12 protein-coding genes are annotated in these 14,681 nt (G+C 69.6%); 9 read left to right on the top strand and 3 right to left on the bottom strand.

Features of this window, described 5'->3' with window-relative positions; genetic code table 11:
* Nucleotides 1–54: 54 nt before the first annotated feature.
* Both ACZ4TO_RS12000 and aceE read right to left on the bottom strand, forming a co-directional pair.
* The gene (locus ACZ4TO_RS12000; protein WP_382781970.1) at nt 55–834 is read right to left on the bottom strand and encodes a potassium channel family protein; all 780 of its coding nucleotides are present in this window, start codon (nt 832–834) and stop codon (nt 55–57) included.
* A 106-nt stretch (nt 835–940) separates the two neighbouring features.
* Nucleotides 941–3,688 carry a pyruvate dehydrogenase (acetyl-transferring), homodimeric type gene (gene aceE / locus ACZ4TO_RS11995; RefSeq protein ID WP_468024096.1) on the bottom strand — a complete coding sequence of 916 codons (2,748 nt, stop codon included), beginning with the start codon at nt 3,686–3,688 and terminating at the stop codon, nt 941–943.
* 464 nt (nt 3,689–4,152) lie between these two features.
* Between aceE and ACZ4TO_RS11990 the strand changes: the two genes are divergently transcribed.
* From ACZ4TO_RS11990 to ACZ4TO_RS11965, 6 genes are all read left to right on the top strand, one after another.
* Nucleotides 4,153–4,581, top strand: a complete 429-nt coding sequence (locus tag ACZ4TO_RS11990; RefSeq protein WP_382781964.1) for a DUF3052 domain-containing protein — start codon at nt 4,153–4,155, stop codon at nt 4,579–4,581.
* A gap of 184 nt (nt 4,582–4,765) precedes the next feature.
* On the top strand, nt 4,766–5,224 hold the full coding sequence (locus tag ACZ4TO_RS11985; RefSeq protein ID WP_365483906.1) for a peroxiredoxin: 459 nt from the start codon (nt 4,766–4,768) through the stop codon (nt 5,222–5,224).
* A gap of 114 nt (nt 5,225–5,338) precedes the next feature.
* Nucleotides 5,339–5,914, top strand: a complete 576-nt coding sequence (locus tag ACZ4TO_RS11980; RefSeq protein WP_266758290.1) for a TerD family protein — start codon at nt 5,339–5,341, stop codon at nt 5,912–5,914.
* 101 nt (nt 5,915–6,015) lie between these two features.
* Complete coding sequence (locus ACZ4TO_RS11975) at nt 6,016–6,591, top strand: TerD family protein (RefSeq protein WP_361677826.1); 576 nt, start codon at nt 6,016–6,018, stop codon at nt 6,589–6,591.
* 136 nt (nt 6,592–6,727) lie between these two features.
* Nucleotides 6,728–7,876, top strand: a complete 1,149-nt coding sequence (locus ACZ4TO_RS11970) for a DUF475 domain-containing protein (RefSeq protein ID WP_382781960.1) — start codon at nt 6,728–6,730, stop codon at nt 7,874–7,876.
* An 89-nt stretch (nt 7,877–7,965) separates the two neighbouring features.
* A complete protein-coding gene (locus ACZ4TO_RS11965; protein WP_382781957.1) occupies nt 7,966–8,703 on the top strand; it encodes a TerD family protein in 738 nt (245 codons plus the stop codon).
* Between the two features lie 64 nt (nt 8,704–8,767).
* Here the strand turns inward: ACZ4TO_RS11965 and ACZ4TO_RS11960 are convergent, their stop codons facing one another.
* On the bottom strand, nt 8,768–9,667 hold the full coding sequence (locus ACZ4TO_RS11960) for a TerD family protein (protein WP_382781955.1): 900 nt from the start codon (nt 9,665–9,667) through the stop codon (nt 8,768–8,770).
* Between the two features lie 180 nt (nt 9,668–9,847).
* Between ACZ4TO_RS11960 and ACZ4TO_RS11955 the strand changes: the two genes are divergently transcribed.
* The 3 genes from ACZ4TO_RS11955 to ACZ4TO_RS11945 are packed head-to-tail and all read left to right on the top strand — an operon-like array spanning nt 9,848 to nt 14,435.
* Entirely contained in the window at nt 9,848–11,017 is a 1,170-nt protein-coding gene (locus tag ACZ4TO_RS11955) for an HpcH/HpaI aldolase/citrate lyase family protein (protein ID WP_382781953.1), read from the top strand.
* Nucleotides 11,018–11,061: 44 nt separating this feature from the next.
* The gene (locus tag ACZ4TO_RS11950) at nt 11,062–13,602 is read left to right on the top strand and encodes a phosphoribosyltransferase (RefSeq protein WP_468024095.1); all 2,541 of its coding nucleotides are present in this window, start codon (nt 11,062–11,064) and stop codon (nt 13,600–13,602) included.
* A complete protein-coding gene (locus ACZ4TO_RS11945) occupies nt 13,602–14,435 on the top strand; it encodes an HAD family hydrolase (RefSeq protein ID WP_468024094.1) in 834 nt (277 codons plus the stop codon). The genes ACZ4TO_RS11950 and ACZ4TO_RS11945 overlap by 1 nt, the downstream gene beginning before the upstream one ends.
* Nucleotides 14,436–14,681 lie beyond the last annotated feature (246 nt).

Raw genomic sequence — 14,681 nt, 5'->3', positions numbered from 1 at the left:
GTGCTCCTCCGACCCCGCCGGTTACGTGGGCGAGCGCTCCTTCGATCCCGTCCGTTACGTGGGTGAGTGCTCCTCCGACCCCGCCGCCAGGGGATGCGGCAGGATTCCCGGGCCCTCGGTCAGGGCGGCGACCTCGGCCCGCAGCGCGCGCACCTCGGCCGTGAGCGCCTCGATCGCCGCCGTCTGCCGCCGCTCCTCCACGTCGTCCTTCTCGAACCGCGAGATGAACCAGGCCGCGATGTTCGCGGTGACCACACCGAGGAGCGCGATCCCGGAGAGCATCAGACCGACCGCGAGGACACGGCCCATCCCCGTCGTCGGGGCGTGATCGCCGTATCCGACGGTCGTCATCGTCGTGAACGACCACCACACCGCGTCACCCAGCGTCTTGATGTTCCCGTTCGGCGAGTCCCGTTCCACCGACAGCACCGCCAGCGAGCCGAACATCAGCAGCCCGACGACCGCGCCCCCGACGTACGTCGTCAGCCGTATCTGCGAGGCCATCCGGGCGCGCCGCCCCACCAGCGTCAGCGTGGAGACGAGCCGCAGCAGCCGCAGCGGCTGCAGGATCGGCAGGATCACGGCGCACAGGTCCATCCAGTGACCGCGGACGAAGACCCGCCGTCGCGGGGCGAGGGCGAGCCGGACGAGGTAGTCGGCCGCGAAGGCCCCCCACACCACCCACTCCACGACCGTGCAGGTGAACGTGACGGAGCGGCCGGCGTCGCTGTCCACGATCGGCACGGCGTAGGCGAGGGCGAACGCCACCGCGAGCACGAGCAGGGGCCGCTGGGTGCGCAGCTCCCAGCGGGCCTGCGCCGATTGTTCGTTCATGCCCGCATCCATGGCCGCATTCATGCCCGCATCGTAGAAAGAAAACGGGTGAGGGGCGGCGGGCCCACGGCCCGCCGCCCCTCGTCGGTCCTGCCGGGCTCACGCCCTACGCGTCGCCGCCCGCCGCGCCCGGGTCGGCCGCCCGCACGTCGAGAAGCTGATAGCGGTCGACGGCCTGCTTCAGCACCGACCGGTCCACCTTGCCCTCACGGGCCAGCTCGGTCAGCACGGCGACCACGATCGACTGCGCGTCGATGTGGAAGAAGCGCCGGGCCGCGCCGCGCGTGTCCGCGAAGCCGAAACCGTCCGCGCCGAGGGACTGGTAGGTGCCCGGCACCCACCGCGCGATCTGGTCGGGAACCGATCGCATCCAGTCGGAGACGGCCACGAACGGACCCTGCGCGGAGGACAGCTTCCGCGTCACGTACGGGACGCGCTGCTCCTCCTCGGGGTGCAGCAGGTTGTGCCGCTCGACGTCGACCGCCTCGCGCCGCAGCTCGTTCCAGGACGTCGCCGACCACACGTCGGCCCTGACGTTCCACTCCTCGGCGAGGATCCGCTGCGCCTCCATCGCCCAGGTGACGCCGATGCCGGACGCCATGATCTGCGCGGGGATCGTGCCCGAGGTGCCCTCGCTGAAGCGGTACAGGCCCTTCAGGATGCCCTCGGCGTCCACGTTCTCCGGCTCCGCCGGGTGCTGGAGCGGCTCGTTGTAGACGGTGAGGTAGTAGAAGACGTCCTCGCCGTGCGGGTGCTCGTCGGACGAGCCGTACATGCGGCGCAGACCGTCCTGGACGATGTGCGCGATCTCGAAGCCGAACGCCGGGTCGTAGGCGACACAGCCCGGGTTCGTCGAGGCGAGGAGCTGCGAGTGGCCGTCCGCGTGCTGGAGCCCCTCACCGGTCAGCGTCGTCCGCCCGGCGGTCGCGCCCAGGACGAAACCGCGCGCCAACTGGTCCGCCATCTGCCAGAACTGGTCGCCCGTGCGCTGGAAACCGAACATCGAGTAGAAGACGTAGACCGGGATGAGCGGCTCGCCGTGCGTGGCGTACGCCGAACCCGCGGCGATCAGCGAGGCCGTGCAGCCCGCCTCCGAGATGCCGTCGTGCAGCATCTGGCCGGTCGGCGACTCCTTGTAGGCGAGCAGCAGCTCGCGGTCCACCGACTCGTACTGCTGGCCGAGCGGGTTGTAGATCTTCGCGCTCGGGAAGAACGAGTCCATGCCGAACGTGCGGTACTCGTCGGGCGCGATCAGCACGAACCGCTTGCCGATCTCCTTGTCCCGCATGAGGTCCTTGAGCAGCCGGACGAACGCCATGGTCGTGGCGATGGACTGCTGACCCGAACCCTTCTTCACGCTCGCGTACGTCTTGTCCTCGGGCAGGACCAGCGGCTTCGACCGCACGACACGCGTGGGCACGTAACCGCCGAGGCCCTTGCGGCGGTCGTGCATGTACTGGATCTCCTCCGAGTCCCGGCCCGGGTGGTAGTACGGCGGGGCGCCGTCCTCCAGCTCCTTGTCGGAGATCGGCAGGTGCAGCCGGTCGCGGAAGCCCTTGAGGTCGGAGACCGTCAGCTTCTTCATCTGGTGCGTGGCGTTGCGGCCCTCGAAGTTCGGGCCGAGCGTCCAGCCCTTGACCGTCTGCGCCAGGATCACCGTCGGCTGGCCCGCGTGCGCCTTGGCCGCCGAGAACGCCGCGAAGATCTTCTTGTGGTCGTGGCCGCCGCGCCCCAGGTGCAGGATCTGGTCGTCGGTCATGTTCTCGACCATCGCGCGCAGCCGGTGGTCGTCACCGAAGAAGTGGTCGCGGATGTACGCGCCCGTCTCCGTGGCGTACGTCTGGAACTGGCCGTCCGGCGTCGTGTTCAGCCGGTTGACGAGCACCCCGTCGCGGTCCTGCGCGAGCAGCGGGTCCCAGGTGCGGTCCCAGACCAGCTTCACGACGTTCCAGCCGGCGCCCCGGAACTGCGACTCCAGCTCCTGGATGATCTTGCCGTTGCCGCGCACCGGGCCGTCGAGGCGCTGGAGGTTGCAGTTCACGACGAAGGTCAGGTTGTCCAGGCCCTCGCGCGCGGCGATGGAGAGCTGGCCCAGCGACTCGGGCTCGTCCATCTCGCCGTCGCCGAGGAACGCCCAGACATGGGACCTGGAGGTGTCCGCGATGCCGCGCGCCTCCATGTAGCGGTTCATCCGCGCCTGGAAGATCGCGCCGAGCGGGCCGAGGCCCATCGAGACGGTCGGGAACTCCCAGAAGTCCGGCATCAGCCGCGGGTGCGGGTACGAGGACAGTCCGTAGGGCGCCTTCGACTTCTCCTGGCGGAACGCGTCGAGCTGCTGCTCGGAGAGCCGGTCGAGAAGGAAGGCGCGGGCGTAGATGCCGGGGGAGGCGTGCCCCTGGAAGAAGATCTGGTCGCCGCCGTCGCCCTCGTCCTTGCCGCGGAAGAAGTGGTTGAAGCCGACGTCGTAGAGCGAGGCGGAGGAGGCGAAGGTCGCGATGTGGCCGCCCACGCCGATGCCGGGGCGCTGCGCCCTGGAGACCATCACGGCGGCGTTCCAGCGGGTCGCGTTGAGGATCTTGCGCTCGATCTCCTCGTTGCCCGGGAAGAACGGCTCGTCCTTGGTCGCGATCGTGTTGACGTAGTCCGTGCTGCGCATCTCGGGCACGGCCACGCGCTTCTCGCGGGCTCGCTCGATCAGCCGCAGCATCAGATAGCGGGCCCGCTCGCGGCCGCGCTCGTCGACGGCGGCGTCGAGGGAGTCGAGCCACTCCTGAGTCTCCTCAGGGTCGAAGTCCGGGACCTGGCTGGGAAGGCCGCCAATGATGATCGGGTTGCGATCGGATCCGGAAGCCACGCTGTTCCTTCGCTGTCAGAGGGCTGTCTTCGTGGGTTTTCCCTGCATCTGCACCGATCCCCATCGTGTACCCCGCGAACGCGTACGTCATCTCTACCAGGGGGTAACCGAGTCGCTCGTGCGGACCGTTGGGGCGGTCTCGACCAAAACGTAACGATACGCTCAGGGGGTGACGCGTTCCGCAAAGCAGTTCGGCTTTCGCACGCCCCGAGGGTTCCGAAGGGAATAAATGGGGCAGAAGTGTGTGGTGCCCGTCACGCGGCGTCATGAAGGCCCGTCGGGAGTTGCGTCGGCACTGCCAGGATCGTCACCGTTTCGGCGGTCTCGGCGGCCGGGTACTTGCGCGATCCGCTCCGCCCGTGTGGACTACGGCCAACGCTTCGCGTACGCGCGTGGCTGAGATCCCCCCGCTCTGGACGAGCAGAGGGAGACCCCCATTCCGAAACATGATCAGGAGGCAAGCCGTGAGCGCGACCGCGGACCACGCGGAGGAGCGGACCAACCCGGCCGCCAGGCTGGGGTTCGAGCCCGGACAGGTGGTCCAGGAGATCGGCTTCGACGACGACGTTGACCACGAGCTCCGTGAAGGCATCGAATCGCTGATCGGCCAGGATCTGGTCGACGAGGACTACGACGACGTCGCCGATGTGGTGCTGTTGTGGTTCCGGGACGAGGACGGCGATCTCACGGACGCACTGGTGGACGTCATCAGTTTCCTCGAGGACGGCGGCAACATCTGGCTGCTGACCCCGAAGACCGGCAGGGACGGTTACGTCGAGCCCAGCGACATCAGCGATGCCGCACAGACAGCCGGCCTCTCCCAGACGAAGAGCATCTCCGTCGGCAAGGAATGGTCGGGCACCCGCCTGGCCACTCCCAAGTCGAAGCGCTGAGCTGCAGCCCCGTCTGCACGCAGAGCATCCGTGAGGCCCCCGCCGAGCCACCTCGGCGGGGGCCTCACGCATGCCCGGAACCGGCACCCGGGGGACCCGGCCGGGGTCGCGCCGCCGCCGCGAGCCGATCACTGCGTACGCTGGGCGTCACCCGAACAGACCCTTGGAAGGGAAGCGAGTGACTATGGCCGTCGAGGTCGGCACCAAGGCCCCGGACTTCGAGCTCAAGGACAATCACGGCGCCACCGTGAAGCTGTCCGACTTCCGTGGCGAGAAGAACGTCGTACTGCTCTTCTACCCCTTCGCCTTCACCGGTGTGTGCACCGGCGAGCTGTGCTCCCTGCGCGACAACCTGCCGCAGTTCACGGACCGCGACACCCAGCTCCTCGCGGTCTCGAACGACTCCATCCACACCCTGCGCGTCTTCGCCGAGCAGGAGGGCCTGGAGTACCCGCTGCTCTCCGACTTCTGGCCGCACGGCAACATTTCGCGCGCGTACGGCGTCTTCGACGAGGACAAGGGCTGCGCCGTGCGCGGCACGTTCATCATCGACAAGGAGGGCGTCGTCCGCTGGACCGTCGTCAACGCGCTGCCGGACGCGCGTGACCTGAACGAGTACGTCAAGGCGCTCGACACCCTGTGATTCTTCGGTTCCAAGCCCTGCAAGGCACGGGAACCCCTCACTAGGATCGAACCGTTGATCCGATACCAACGCACCTACGGGGCTCCCCGCCCCTGAACACCATTGGGAGGACTCGTGGGAGTCAGCCTCAGCAAGGGCGGCAACGTATCGCTGTCGAAGGAGGCCCCGGGACTGACCGCGGTCATCGTCGGTCTGGGATGGGACGCCCGGACCACCACCGGCGTGGACTTCGACCTCGATGCCAGCGCCATCCTCACGAACGCGGACGGCAAGGTCAGCACCGACCAGAACTTCGTGTTCTTCAACAACCTGAAGAGCCCGGACGGCTCGGTGGAGCACACCGGCGACAACATCACCGGTGAGGGTGAGGGCGACGACGAGCAGATCAAGGTCAACCTCGCCGCCGTTCCCGCCGACGTCACGAAGATCGTGTTCCCGGTCTCCATCTACGACGCCGAGAACCGCCAGCAGTCCTTCGGCCAGGTCCGCAACGCGTTCATCCGCGTCGTGAACCAGGCCGGCGAAGCGGAGATCGCGCGCTACGACCTCTCCGAGGACGCCTCGACGGAGACCGCGATGGTCTTCGGCGAGCTCTACCGCAACGGCGCCGAGTGGAAGTTCCGGGCCATCGGCCAGGGCTACGCCTCGGGCCTGCGCGGCATCGCGCAGGACTTCGGCGTCAACGTCTGAGTCCGCCGGCCCTCGGGCATCCCGGTCCGGTGCCGCACCGCTCGGTGCGGCACCGGACCGGCCGTACCAACAGAAGATCGCACCTCGGGAGGACCAGCATCATGGGCGTCACGCTCGCCAAGGGGGGCAATGTCTCCCTCTCGAAGGCCGCACCGAACCTCACACATGTGATGATCGGGCTCGGCTGGGACGCGCGCTCCACCACCGGAGCCGATTTCGACCTCGACGCGAGCGCGCTGCTGTGCAGCGGCGGCCGTGTGCTCGGGGACGAGTGGTTCATCTTCTACAACCAGCTCAAGAGCCCGGACGGCTCCGTCGAGCACACCGGCGACAACCTCACGGGTGAGGGCGAGGGCGACGACGAGTCGATCCTGATCGACCTCGCCAAGGTCCCCGCCGTGGTCGACAAGATCGTCTTCCCGGTGTCCATCCATGACGCGGACAACCGCGGCCAGACCTTCGGCCAGGTCAGCAACGCGTTCATCCGGGTCGTCAACCAGGCGGACGGCCAGGAGCTCGCCCGCTACGACCTCTCCGAGGACGCCTCCACCGAAACGGCGATGATCTTCGGCGAGGTCTACCGCTACAACGCGGAATGGAAGTTCCGTGCCGTCGGTCAGGGGTACGCGTCGGGGCTGCGGGGCATCGCACTCGACTTCGGGGTCAATGTTTCCTAGACCCACCTGTATCAGCCGAAGGCGGCCCCTTAGACTTCGTGGTCAACAGTAGGTAAAGCCGAGTACGGCACGGGGGTTGCGCACTCCCTGAGCCACCGCTTGGGGGTGCCCCCACCACACGATGATTGGGTAGCCAGTGCTTCTGAAAACCTTCGGCTGGTCGTTCGCGATCACCGCGCTCGGTCTGGCCGCGGCGGCCGTCTACGGGGGGTGGACCGCCTTCGGGATCGTGGCGATCCTGGCCGTCCTGGAGATCTCGCTGTCCTTCGACAACGCGGTGGTCAACGCCGGGATCCTGAAGAAGATGAATGCCTTCTGGCAGAAGATCTTCCTCACGGTCGGCGTTCTGATCGCCGTCTTCGGCATGCGCCTGGTCTTCCCCGTCGTGATCGTCGCGATCAGCGCCAAGATCGGCCCGATCGACGCGGTCGATCTCGCGCTGAACGACAAGGACCAGTACCAGCAGCTCGTCACCGACGCCCACCCGTCGATCGCGGCCTTCGGCGGCATGTTCCTGCTCATGATCTTCCTCGACTTCATCTTCGAGGACCGGGACATCCAGTGGCTGCGCTGGATCGAGCGCCCGCTGGCCAAGCTCGGCAAGGTCGACATGCTGTCGGTCTGCATCGCCCTGATCGTCCTGCTGATCACCTCCATGACCTTCGCGGTCCACGCCCACCAGCACGGCGGCGGCCACGTCGACAAGGCACAGACGGTACTGATCTCCGGCATCGCCGGCCTGATCACGTACATGATCGTCGGCGGTCTCTCCGGCTACTTCGAGGACAAGCTCGAAGAGGAGGAGGAGCGCGAACACGAGGAAGAGGAGGAGGCCGAACGGACCGGCAAGAAGAAGCCGGCCATCGTCCTCGCCGGCCAGGCCGCGTTCTTCATGTTCCTCTACCTGGAAGTGCTGGACGCCTCCTTCTCCTTCGACGGTGTCATCGGCGCCTTCGCCATCACCAACGACATCGTGCTCATGGCGCTCGGCCTCGGCATCGGCGCCATGTACGTCCGGTCGCTCACCGTCTACCTCGTCCGCCAGGGCACCCTCGACGACTACGTCTACCTGGAGCACGGCGCGCACTACGCCATCGGCGCCCTCGCCGCGATCCTCCTGGTCACCATCCAGTACGAGATCAACGAGGTCATCACCGGTCTCGTCGGCGTCGTCCTGATCGGCTGGTCCTTCTGGTCCTCCGTGCGCCGCAACAAGGCGCTCGCCGAGGCCGAGGGAAAAGGCCCGACCTCGGACGAGAAGGCTGAGGTCTCGTCCGGGGTGTGACACCCCTCCGGCTGAGGAACGCTCTGAGCGGGGCGGTCGACGAGGACTCGTCGGCCGCCCCGCCGCACACCAGACACGTGGGGGGCCGAATGGGAATCTGGCAGGACCTGTGGCGCGGCCGCTCGGCGGACTTCGACTCCGGCAGCGCGGCCTCCAACTCCATCGAGATGACCAAGCGCAACCACACGGTCTCGCTCACCAAACAGGGCGCGGCCAGCGGCAACCTCCGCATCAACCTGTCCTGGCGGATGCGCACGTCCGACATCGGCGGGCCCCAGCGCGGAAGTCTGCTGCGCCACCCCTTCCGCACCTTCAAGCCGGAAGTGGTGCAGGCCCACACCCAGAGCATGGTCAACGTCGACCTCGACCTCGGCGTCATGTACGAGCTGACCGACGGCACCAAGGGCGTCGTCCAGCCGCTCGGCAGCTTCTTCGGCGAACTCAACGCCCCGCCGTTCGTGAAGCTCAGCGGCGACGACCGTTTCGGTTCCGGCTCGGGCGAGACGGCCTACGTCAACCTCGACCACCGCGACGACATCAAGCGCCTGCTGGTCTTCGTCTACATCTACGACCAGACCCCGGCCTTCGATCGTACGCACGCCATCATCACGCTCTACCCGAGCAACGGCCCGCGCATCGAGATCGGCCTGGAGGAGCGCCATCCGCAGGCCCGCTCCTGCGCCGTCGTCATGATCGAGTGCAACAAGGGCGAGGTGACCGTGCGCCGCGAGGTCCGGTTCGTGTACGGCTTCCAGGCCGAACTCGACCGCCTCTACGGCTGGGGGCTCCAGTGGGGCCGCGGCTACAAGTCGAAGGCCGACCGTTAGGGCGTCTCCCGCCGGCCCGCGGTGCTCGCGCACGGCCGGCCGACGGCATCCGCCCCCGCCGGACTCAGCGGGAGAGGAACTGGGGCCCCTGCGGCGGCAGCCGGAAGTCGGGGTCAGGGCCCGATCCCACCGCCTGCGGGAACCCGTACGCGGGCTGCGTGGCCGGGGCGCTCTGCGGCTGCGGGTAGCCGTAGGCGGAAGGATCCTCCTGCCGTCCCGCCGGCTGCGGGTAGCCGTACGCGGGGCCGGTCGAGGCAGCGGCCGCGGGCCCGGGATAGCCGTAGGCGGGCTGCTGCGGCACCGGGGCCGGCTGCTGCGGGACCGGGGCCGCGTGCTCGGGCGGCAGCGGCTGCGAGGTCTCCGGAGCCGCCGCGGGCGCGGCCCAGGCGGCCGTCTCCGGCGCGGACCCGGCCGCGGCCTCCGACTCGTCCACCGAGATCCCGAAATCCGTCGCGAGCCCCACCAGACCGTTGGAGTAGCCCTCGCCGAGCGCCCGGAACTTCCACCCGTCACCGCGCCGGTACAGCTCGCCGCAGATCAGCGCGGTCTCCGCCCCGGTCTCCGGCTTGATGTCGAAGTACGCCAGAGGTTCACCGTCCGCGACGCCCGCGTCGTACAGCAGAATGCGCAGATCGCGTACGTGGTCGAAGGTGACGTCGTCCGCCGATGCGACCAGGAGAATCTGTCCGACGCCGGGCTCGACACCCGTCAGATCCGTCTGGATCGTGTCGGTGAGGCCCTCGGCGCCGCGCTTCTTGCCGAGCCGCCAGACCTTGCCCGACGGATGGCGGGGCTGGTTGTAGAAGACGAAGTCCTCGTCGGATCGCACACGACCGTCGGGGCCGAGGAGCAGCGCGGAGGCATCGACATCGGGGACACCCTGGCCGGGCGTCCAGCGCAGGACGGCGCGCACCGCTGTGGAGTCCAGCGGGACGTTCGACCCTTTCAGCATCGCGTGCGTCATGCGGTCATCCTGCCCTGTCGGTCCTGGTCACGACAATGTGGGGTCGTTCCGGAACCGGCCGGTGTTCGACATGGTGGAGTTACCTGAACTTCACGCCCGGTGGGAATCTCTGACATGGAAACGTACGTACCATTACCGGCCACATCACATTCGGCCACCTAGCCGCCGCGGGGGAGTCCCATGCGTCATTTCGGTCACGTCACCCCGGAGGAGCGGCAGCGGCTCTTCCACCAGGAACCCGGCGTCTTCACGTCCGAGTCCCCGGCCAGAGTGCTCGCCGCCGCCCTCGGCGCGACGCTGTACAGCCCGGCGACCCGGACGACCCTCGCCGACGACATCGTCAAGCAGGCCGCACGCGGCGTCGTCTCGATGGTCCTGTGCCTGGAGGACTCGATCGACGACTCCGAGGTCGTGGGCGCCGAGCAGAACCTGGTCCGCCAGTTCACCGACCTCGCCGCCCGCCCCGGCACCGGAGAGCTGCCCCTGCTCTTCGTCCGTGTCCGCTTCCCCGAGCAGATCCCCGACCTCGTACGGCGCCTCGGCCCCGCCGTCTCGCTGCTCTCCGGCTTCGTGATGCCGAAATTCACCGAGGAACGCGGCACCCCCTTCCTGGAGGCCCTCGCCGCCGCCGAGGCGGAGAGCGGCAGGCGGCTCTTCGCCATGCCCGTCCTGGAGTCGCCCGAACTGCTCTACCGCGAATCGCGCGTCGAGACGCTGGAAGGCATCTTCCGAGCCGTCGACAAGTACCGCGACCGGGTGCTCGCCCTGCGCCTCGGCGTCACCGACTTCTGCTCCTCCTACGGGCTGCGCCGCGCCCCCGACATGACCGCGTACGACGTCCAGGTCGTCGCCTCCGTGATCGCCGACGTGGTGAACATGCTGGGCCGGGCCGACGGCAGCGGCTTCACCGTCACCGGGCCCGTCTGGGAGTACTTCCGCGTCCCGGAACGCATGTTCAAGCCGCAGCTCCGCCGCAGCCCCTTCCTGGAGGGAGAGGCGGAGGAACTGCGCGAGCGGCTGCTCGAACACGCCATGGACGGACTGCTGCGCGAGATCGCCCTCGACCAGGCCAACGGCCTCATGGGCAAGACCTGCATCCACCCCTCGCACGTACCGCCCGTCCACGCACTGTCCGTGGTCAGCCACGAGGAATTCAGTGACGCCCAGGACATCCTCAGGCCGGAGCGCGGCGGCGGCGGTGTACTGAGATCGGCGTACACGAACAAAATGAACGAGGTGAAGCCGCATCGCGCCTGGGCCGAGCGCACCCTGCTGCGCGCGGAGGTCTTCGGCGTCGCCCGCGAGGACATCGGCTTCGTCGAGCTGCTCACCGCCGGACTGCCGGCGTGAGCCGGTCCGGCCGAGCGAAGAGCACCCCCGACAGCAAGGAACAGATGAACACCCCAGCGCACGACCCGAACCACCCCGACGGCGGCAGCGGCCCGGACGGCGTGCGCGGCCCGGACCCCGCGCACGCCACGGACCCCGGGCACGACGCGGACGACGCGGTGTGGACCGGGACCTGGGTCGCCGAGCGGCTCGGCGTCGAGCTCGTCGGCGACGAGGGGCTGAGCGGCCTGCTGGGGCTCGCCCTGCGACGCAACCCCAAGCGCGCCCACCTGCTCGTCTCGAACATCCTCGGCAAGCACGTGCCGCAGTCACCGGCCGTGGTCCACGGGTACGGCGTCGAGCTCGGCCGGCGCGTGCGCGAGCTGCTGGGCCCCGAGGACGCCCGCGCGGCCGTCGTCCTCGGATACGCCGAGACGGCCACCGGGCTCGGCCACTCCGTCGCCGACGGGATCGGCGTCGCCCCCTACCTCCACTCCACCCGCCGCCCGGTCCGCGGAGTCCGGCCGGCGGGCGGCTTCGAGGAGTCCCACTCGCACGCCACCTCGCACCTCCTCCTGCCCGAGGACCCGGGCCTGCTCGCCGGCTCCGGCCCGCTCGTCCTCGTCGACGACGAGTTCTCCACCGGCAACACCGTCCTCAACACCATCCGCGACCTGCACCGGCGCTACCCGCGCGAGCGGTACGTCGTCGTCGCGCTCGTCGACATGCGCTCGGCCGCCGACCACGCGCGCTTCGAGAAGTTCGCCGGCGACATCGGCGCCCGCGTGGACCTGATCGCGGCCGCCTCCGGCACGGTGCGCCTGCCCGAGGACGTCCTGGCCAAGGGCACCGCCCTGGTCGCCCGCCACGAGACGGCGGCGCCCGCCCACCCCGCCGCCCCGGACGCCGGCCCGGCCGTCCGCGTCGACCTCGGCTGGCCCCACGGCCTCCCCGACGGCGGACGGCACGGATTCACCCCCGGACACCGAATACGCATGGAAGCGGCCCTGCCCGCCATGGCGGCCCGGCTCGCCGACGCCCTGCCCGCCGACGCGGGCCGCGTCCTGGTCCTCGGCTTCGAGGAACTGATGTACGCGCCGCTGCGCCTGGCCCACGAACTGGAGCGCTCCGCCCCCGCCGAGGTGTACTTCTCCACCACGACCCGCTCCCCGGTGCTCGCCCTCGACGACCCCGGCTACGCCATCCGCAGCCGCATCGCCTTCCCGGCCCACGACGACCCGGACGACGGCCCCGGCGAGCGCTACGCCTACAACGTCGCGGGCGCCGGCTTCGACGCCGTCGTCGCGGTCGTCGACTCCACCGCCGACACCCCCGAACTGCACGCACCCGACGGGCTGTTGGCACAGTTGGCGGCGCACACCCCGCACGTCATGCTCGCCGTCGTGCCCTCGTACACGCCCGTACGGCCGTCCACCGAAAGGCCCTCCATGCTGCCCGAGCCCCTCCGCGGCCCCGCCTTCTCCTCGTACGCCCCCGACGAGGTCGGCTGGCTGCTGCAGGACCTGTCGGACGTGACGCTGGAGGCGCCGACCGAGGAGCGCGAGGAGGCCATCCAGAGCGGCGGCGCCCACTACGCCGAGTCGCTGCCGGTCGAGTACCAGCCGAGCGCCGCGTACCAGGAGCTCTTCCACGCCGCCCTCGACGCCTCCGCCGCCCGGATCGCCGAGGCCGTGGGCGCCGTGACCGAACTCGTGCTCGCCGACCGCTCCCCGCGCCCCGTCCTGGTGTCCCTGGCCCGCGCCGGCACCCCCGTCGGCGTCCTGATGCGCCGCTGGGCCCACCACCAGCACGGCCTCGACCTGCCGCACTACGCCGTCTCCATCGTCCGCGGCCGCGGCATCGACGCCAACGCGCTGCGCTGGCTCGCCGCCCACCACGACCCCGCCGACGTCGTCTTCGTCGACGGCTGGACCGGCAAGGGCGCCATCACCCGCGAACTCGCCGACGCCATCGAGGAGTTCGAGGAGGCCGAGGGCATCACCGGCTTCGACCCGGAGATAGCGGTCCTCGCCGACCCGGGCTCCTGCGTGCGCACGTACGGCACCCGCGAGGACTTCCTCATCCCCTCCGCGTGCCTCAACTCGACCGTCTCCGGGCTGATCTCGCGCACCGTCCTGCGCTCCGACCTGGTCGGCGAACACGACTTCCACGGCGCGAAGTTCTACCGCGAGCTCGCCGGCTCCGACGTCTCCGTCGAGTTCCTCGACGCCGTCGCCGCCCATTTCCCCGACGTCGCCGAATCCGCCCGCGACCGGGCGAAGGAACTCCTCGCCGCCGACCGCGAACCCACCTGGGAGGGCTGGGCGGCGGTCGAACGGATCAGTGAGGAGTACGGCATCCACGACGTGAACCTCGTCAAGCCGGGCGTCGGCGAGACCACCCGGGTACTGCTGCGCCGGGTCCCCTGGAAGATCCTCGCGCGCGCCGGAGCGGGCGCCGACCTCGACCACGTCCGGCTGCTCGCCGAGCAGCGCGGGGTGCCCGTCGAGGAGGTCGACGAACTCCCGTACACCTGTGTGGGGTTGATCCACCCGAAGTACACGCGCGGCGCGACCGGTGCCGACGGCAAGGCGGTGACCCTCTGATGTCCACGCCCAAGGTGCTCGTCGCCAGCGACCTCGACCGCACACTCATCTACTCCTCCGCCGCGCTCGCGCTCACCATGCCGGACGCCCGCGCGCCCCGGCTGCTCTGCGTCGAGGTGCACGAGAGCAAGCCCCTCTCCTACATGACGGAGACGGCCGCCGGGCTGCTCACCGAACTCGGCGACATCGCGCACTTCGTGCCCACCACGACCCGCACCCGCAAGCAGTACCAGCGCATCAACCTGCCGGGCCCGGAGCCCGAGTACGCGATCTGCGCCAACGGCGGACATCTGCTCGTCGACGGTGTCTCCGACCCCGACTGGCGCCGCAGCGTGCAGGAGCGGCTCGCCTCCGAGTGCGCGCCGCTGGAGGAGGTCCGCGAGCACCTGGAGGCGACCGCGGACCCGGAGTGGGTGCGCAAACACCGCGTCGCCGAGGACCTGTTCGTCTACCTGGTGGTCGAGCGGGAACTGCTGCCCGAGCAGTGGGTCAAGGACCTCACCGCGTGGGCCGAGAGCCGCGGCTGGACGGTCTCGTTGCAGGGACGCAAGATCTACGCCGTCCCCGGGCCGCTCACCAAGAGCGCGGCCGTGCGCGAGGTCGCCCGCCGCACCGGAGCCCCGCTCACCCTCGCCGCCGGCGACTCGCTGCTCGACGCCGACCTGCTGCTCGCCGCCGACCGCGGCTGGCGTCCGGGCCACGGCGAACTTGCCGAGGCCGACTGGACGGCTCCGGCGATCGCCACGCTGCCGGAGCGGGGTGTGGTGGCGGGGGAGCGCATCCTGCGCGAGTTCATGGGCGCCTGTGTCGAGGCCGGCCGGGGACTCGTCTGAATTTCAACTACTCCCGGAATTCGGAATAGGTAATTCCGTTTCCTGTCGCGGTCCCGTGGGGACGGGCGTACCGAGGGTGATCGTCCTCGGCGCACCCTCCCCACGGGACCGCTGTCGTTTCGACCGGCATTCCGAACCGTGTTCGCGGTGGAGTGCCCGGACTGCCCAACTCCGGCGCTCTTTCCGCCGGGTCGGGAGGCCGTAGGGCTCCGGTCCGCGACACGCCCGGTTCGGGGCGTCCTGGGG

The organism is Streptomyces sp. NPDC028298 (assembly GCF_055565895.1).
This window is presented reverse-complemented; position numbering and strand designations above follow the sequence as displayed.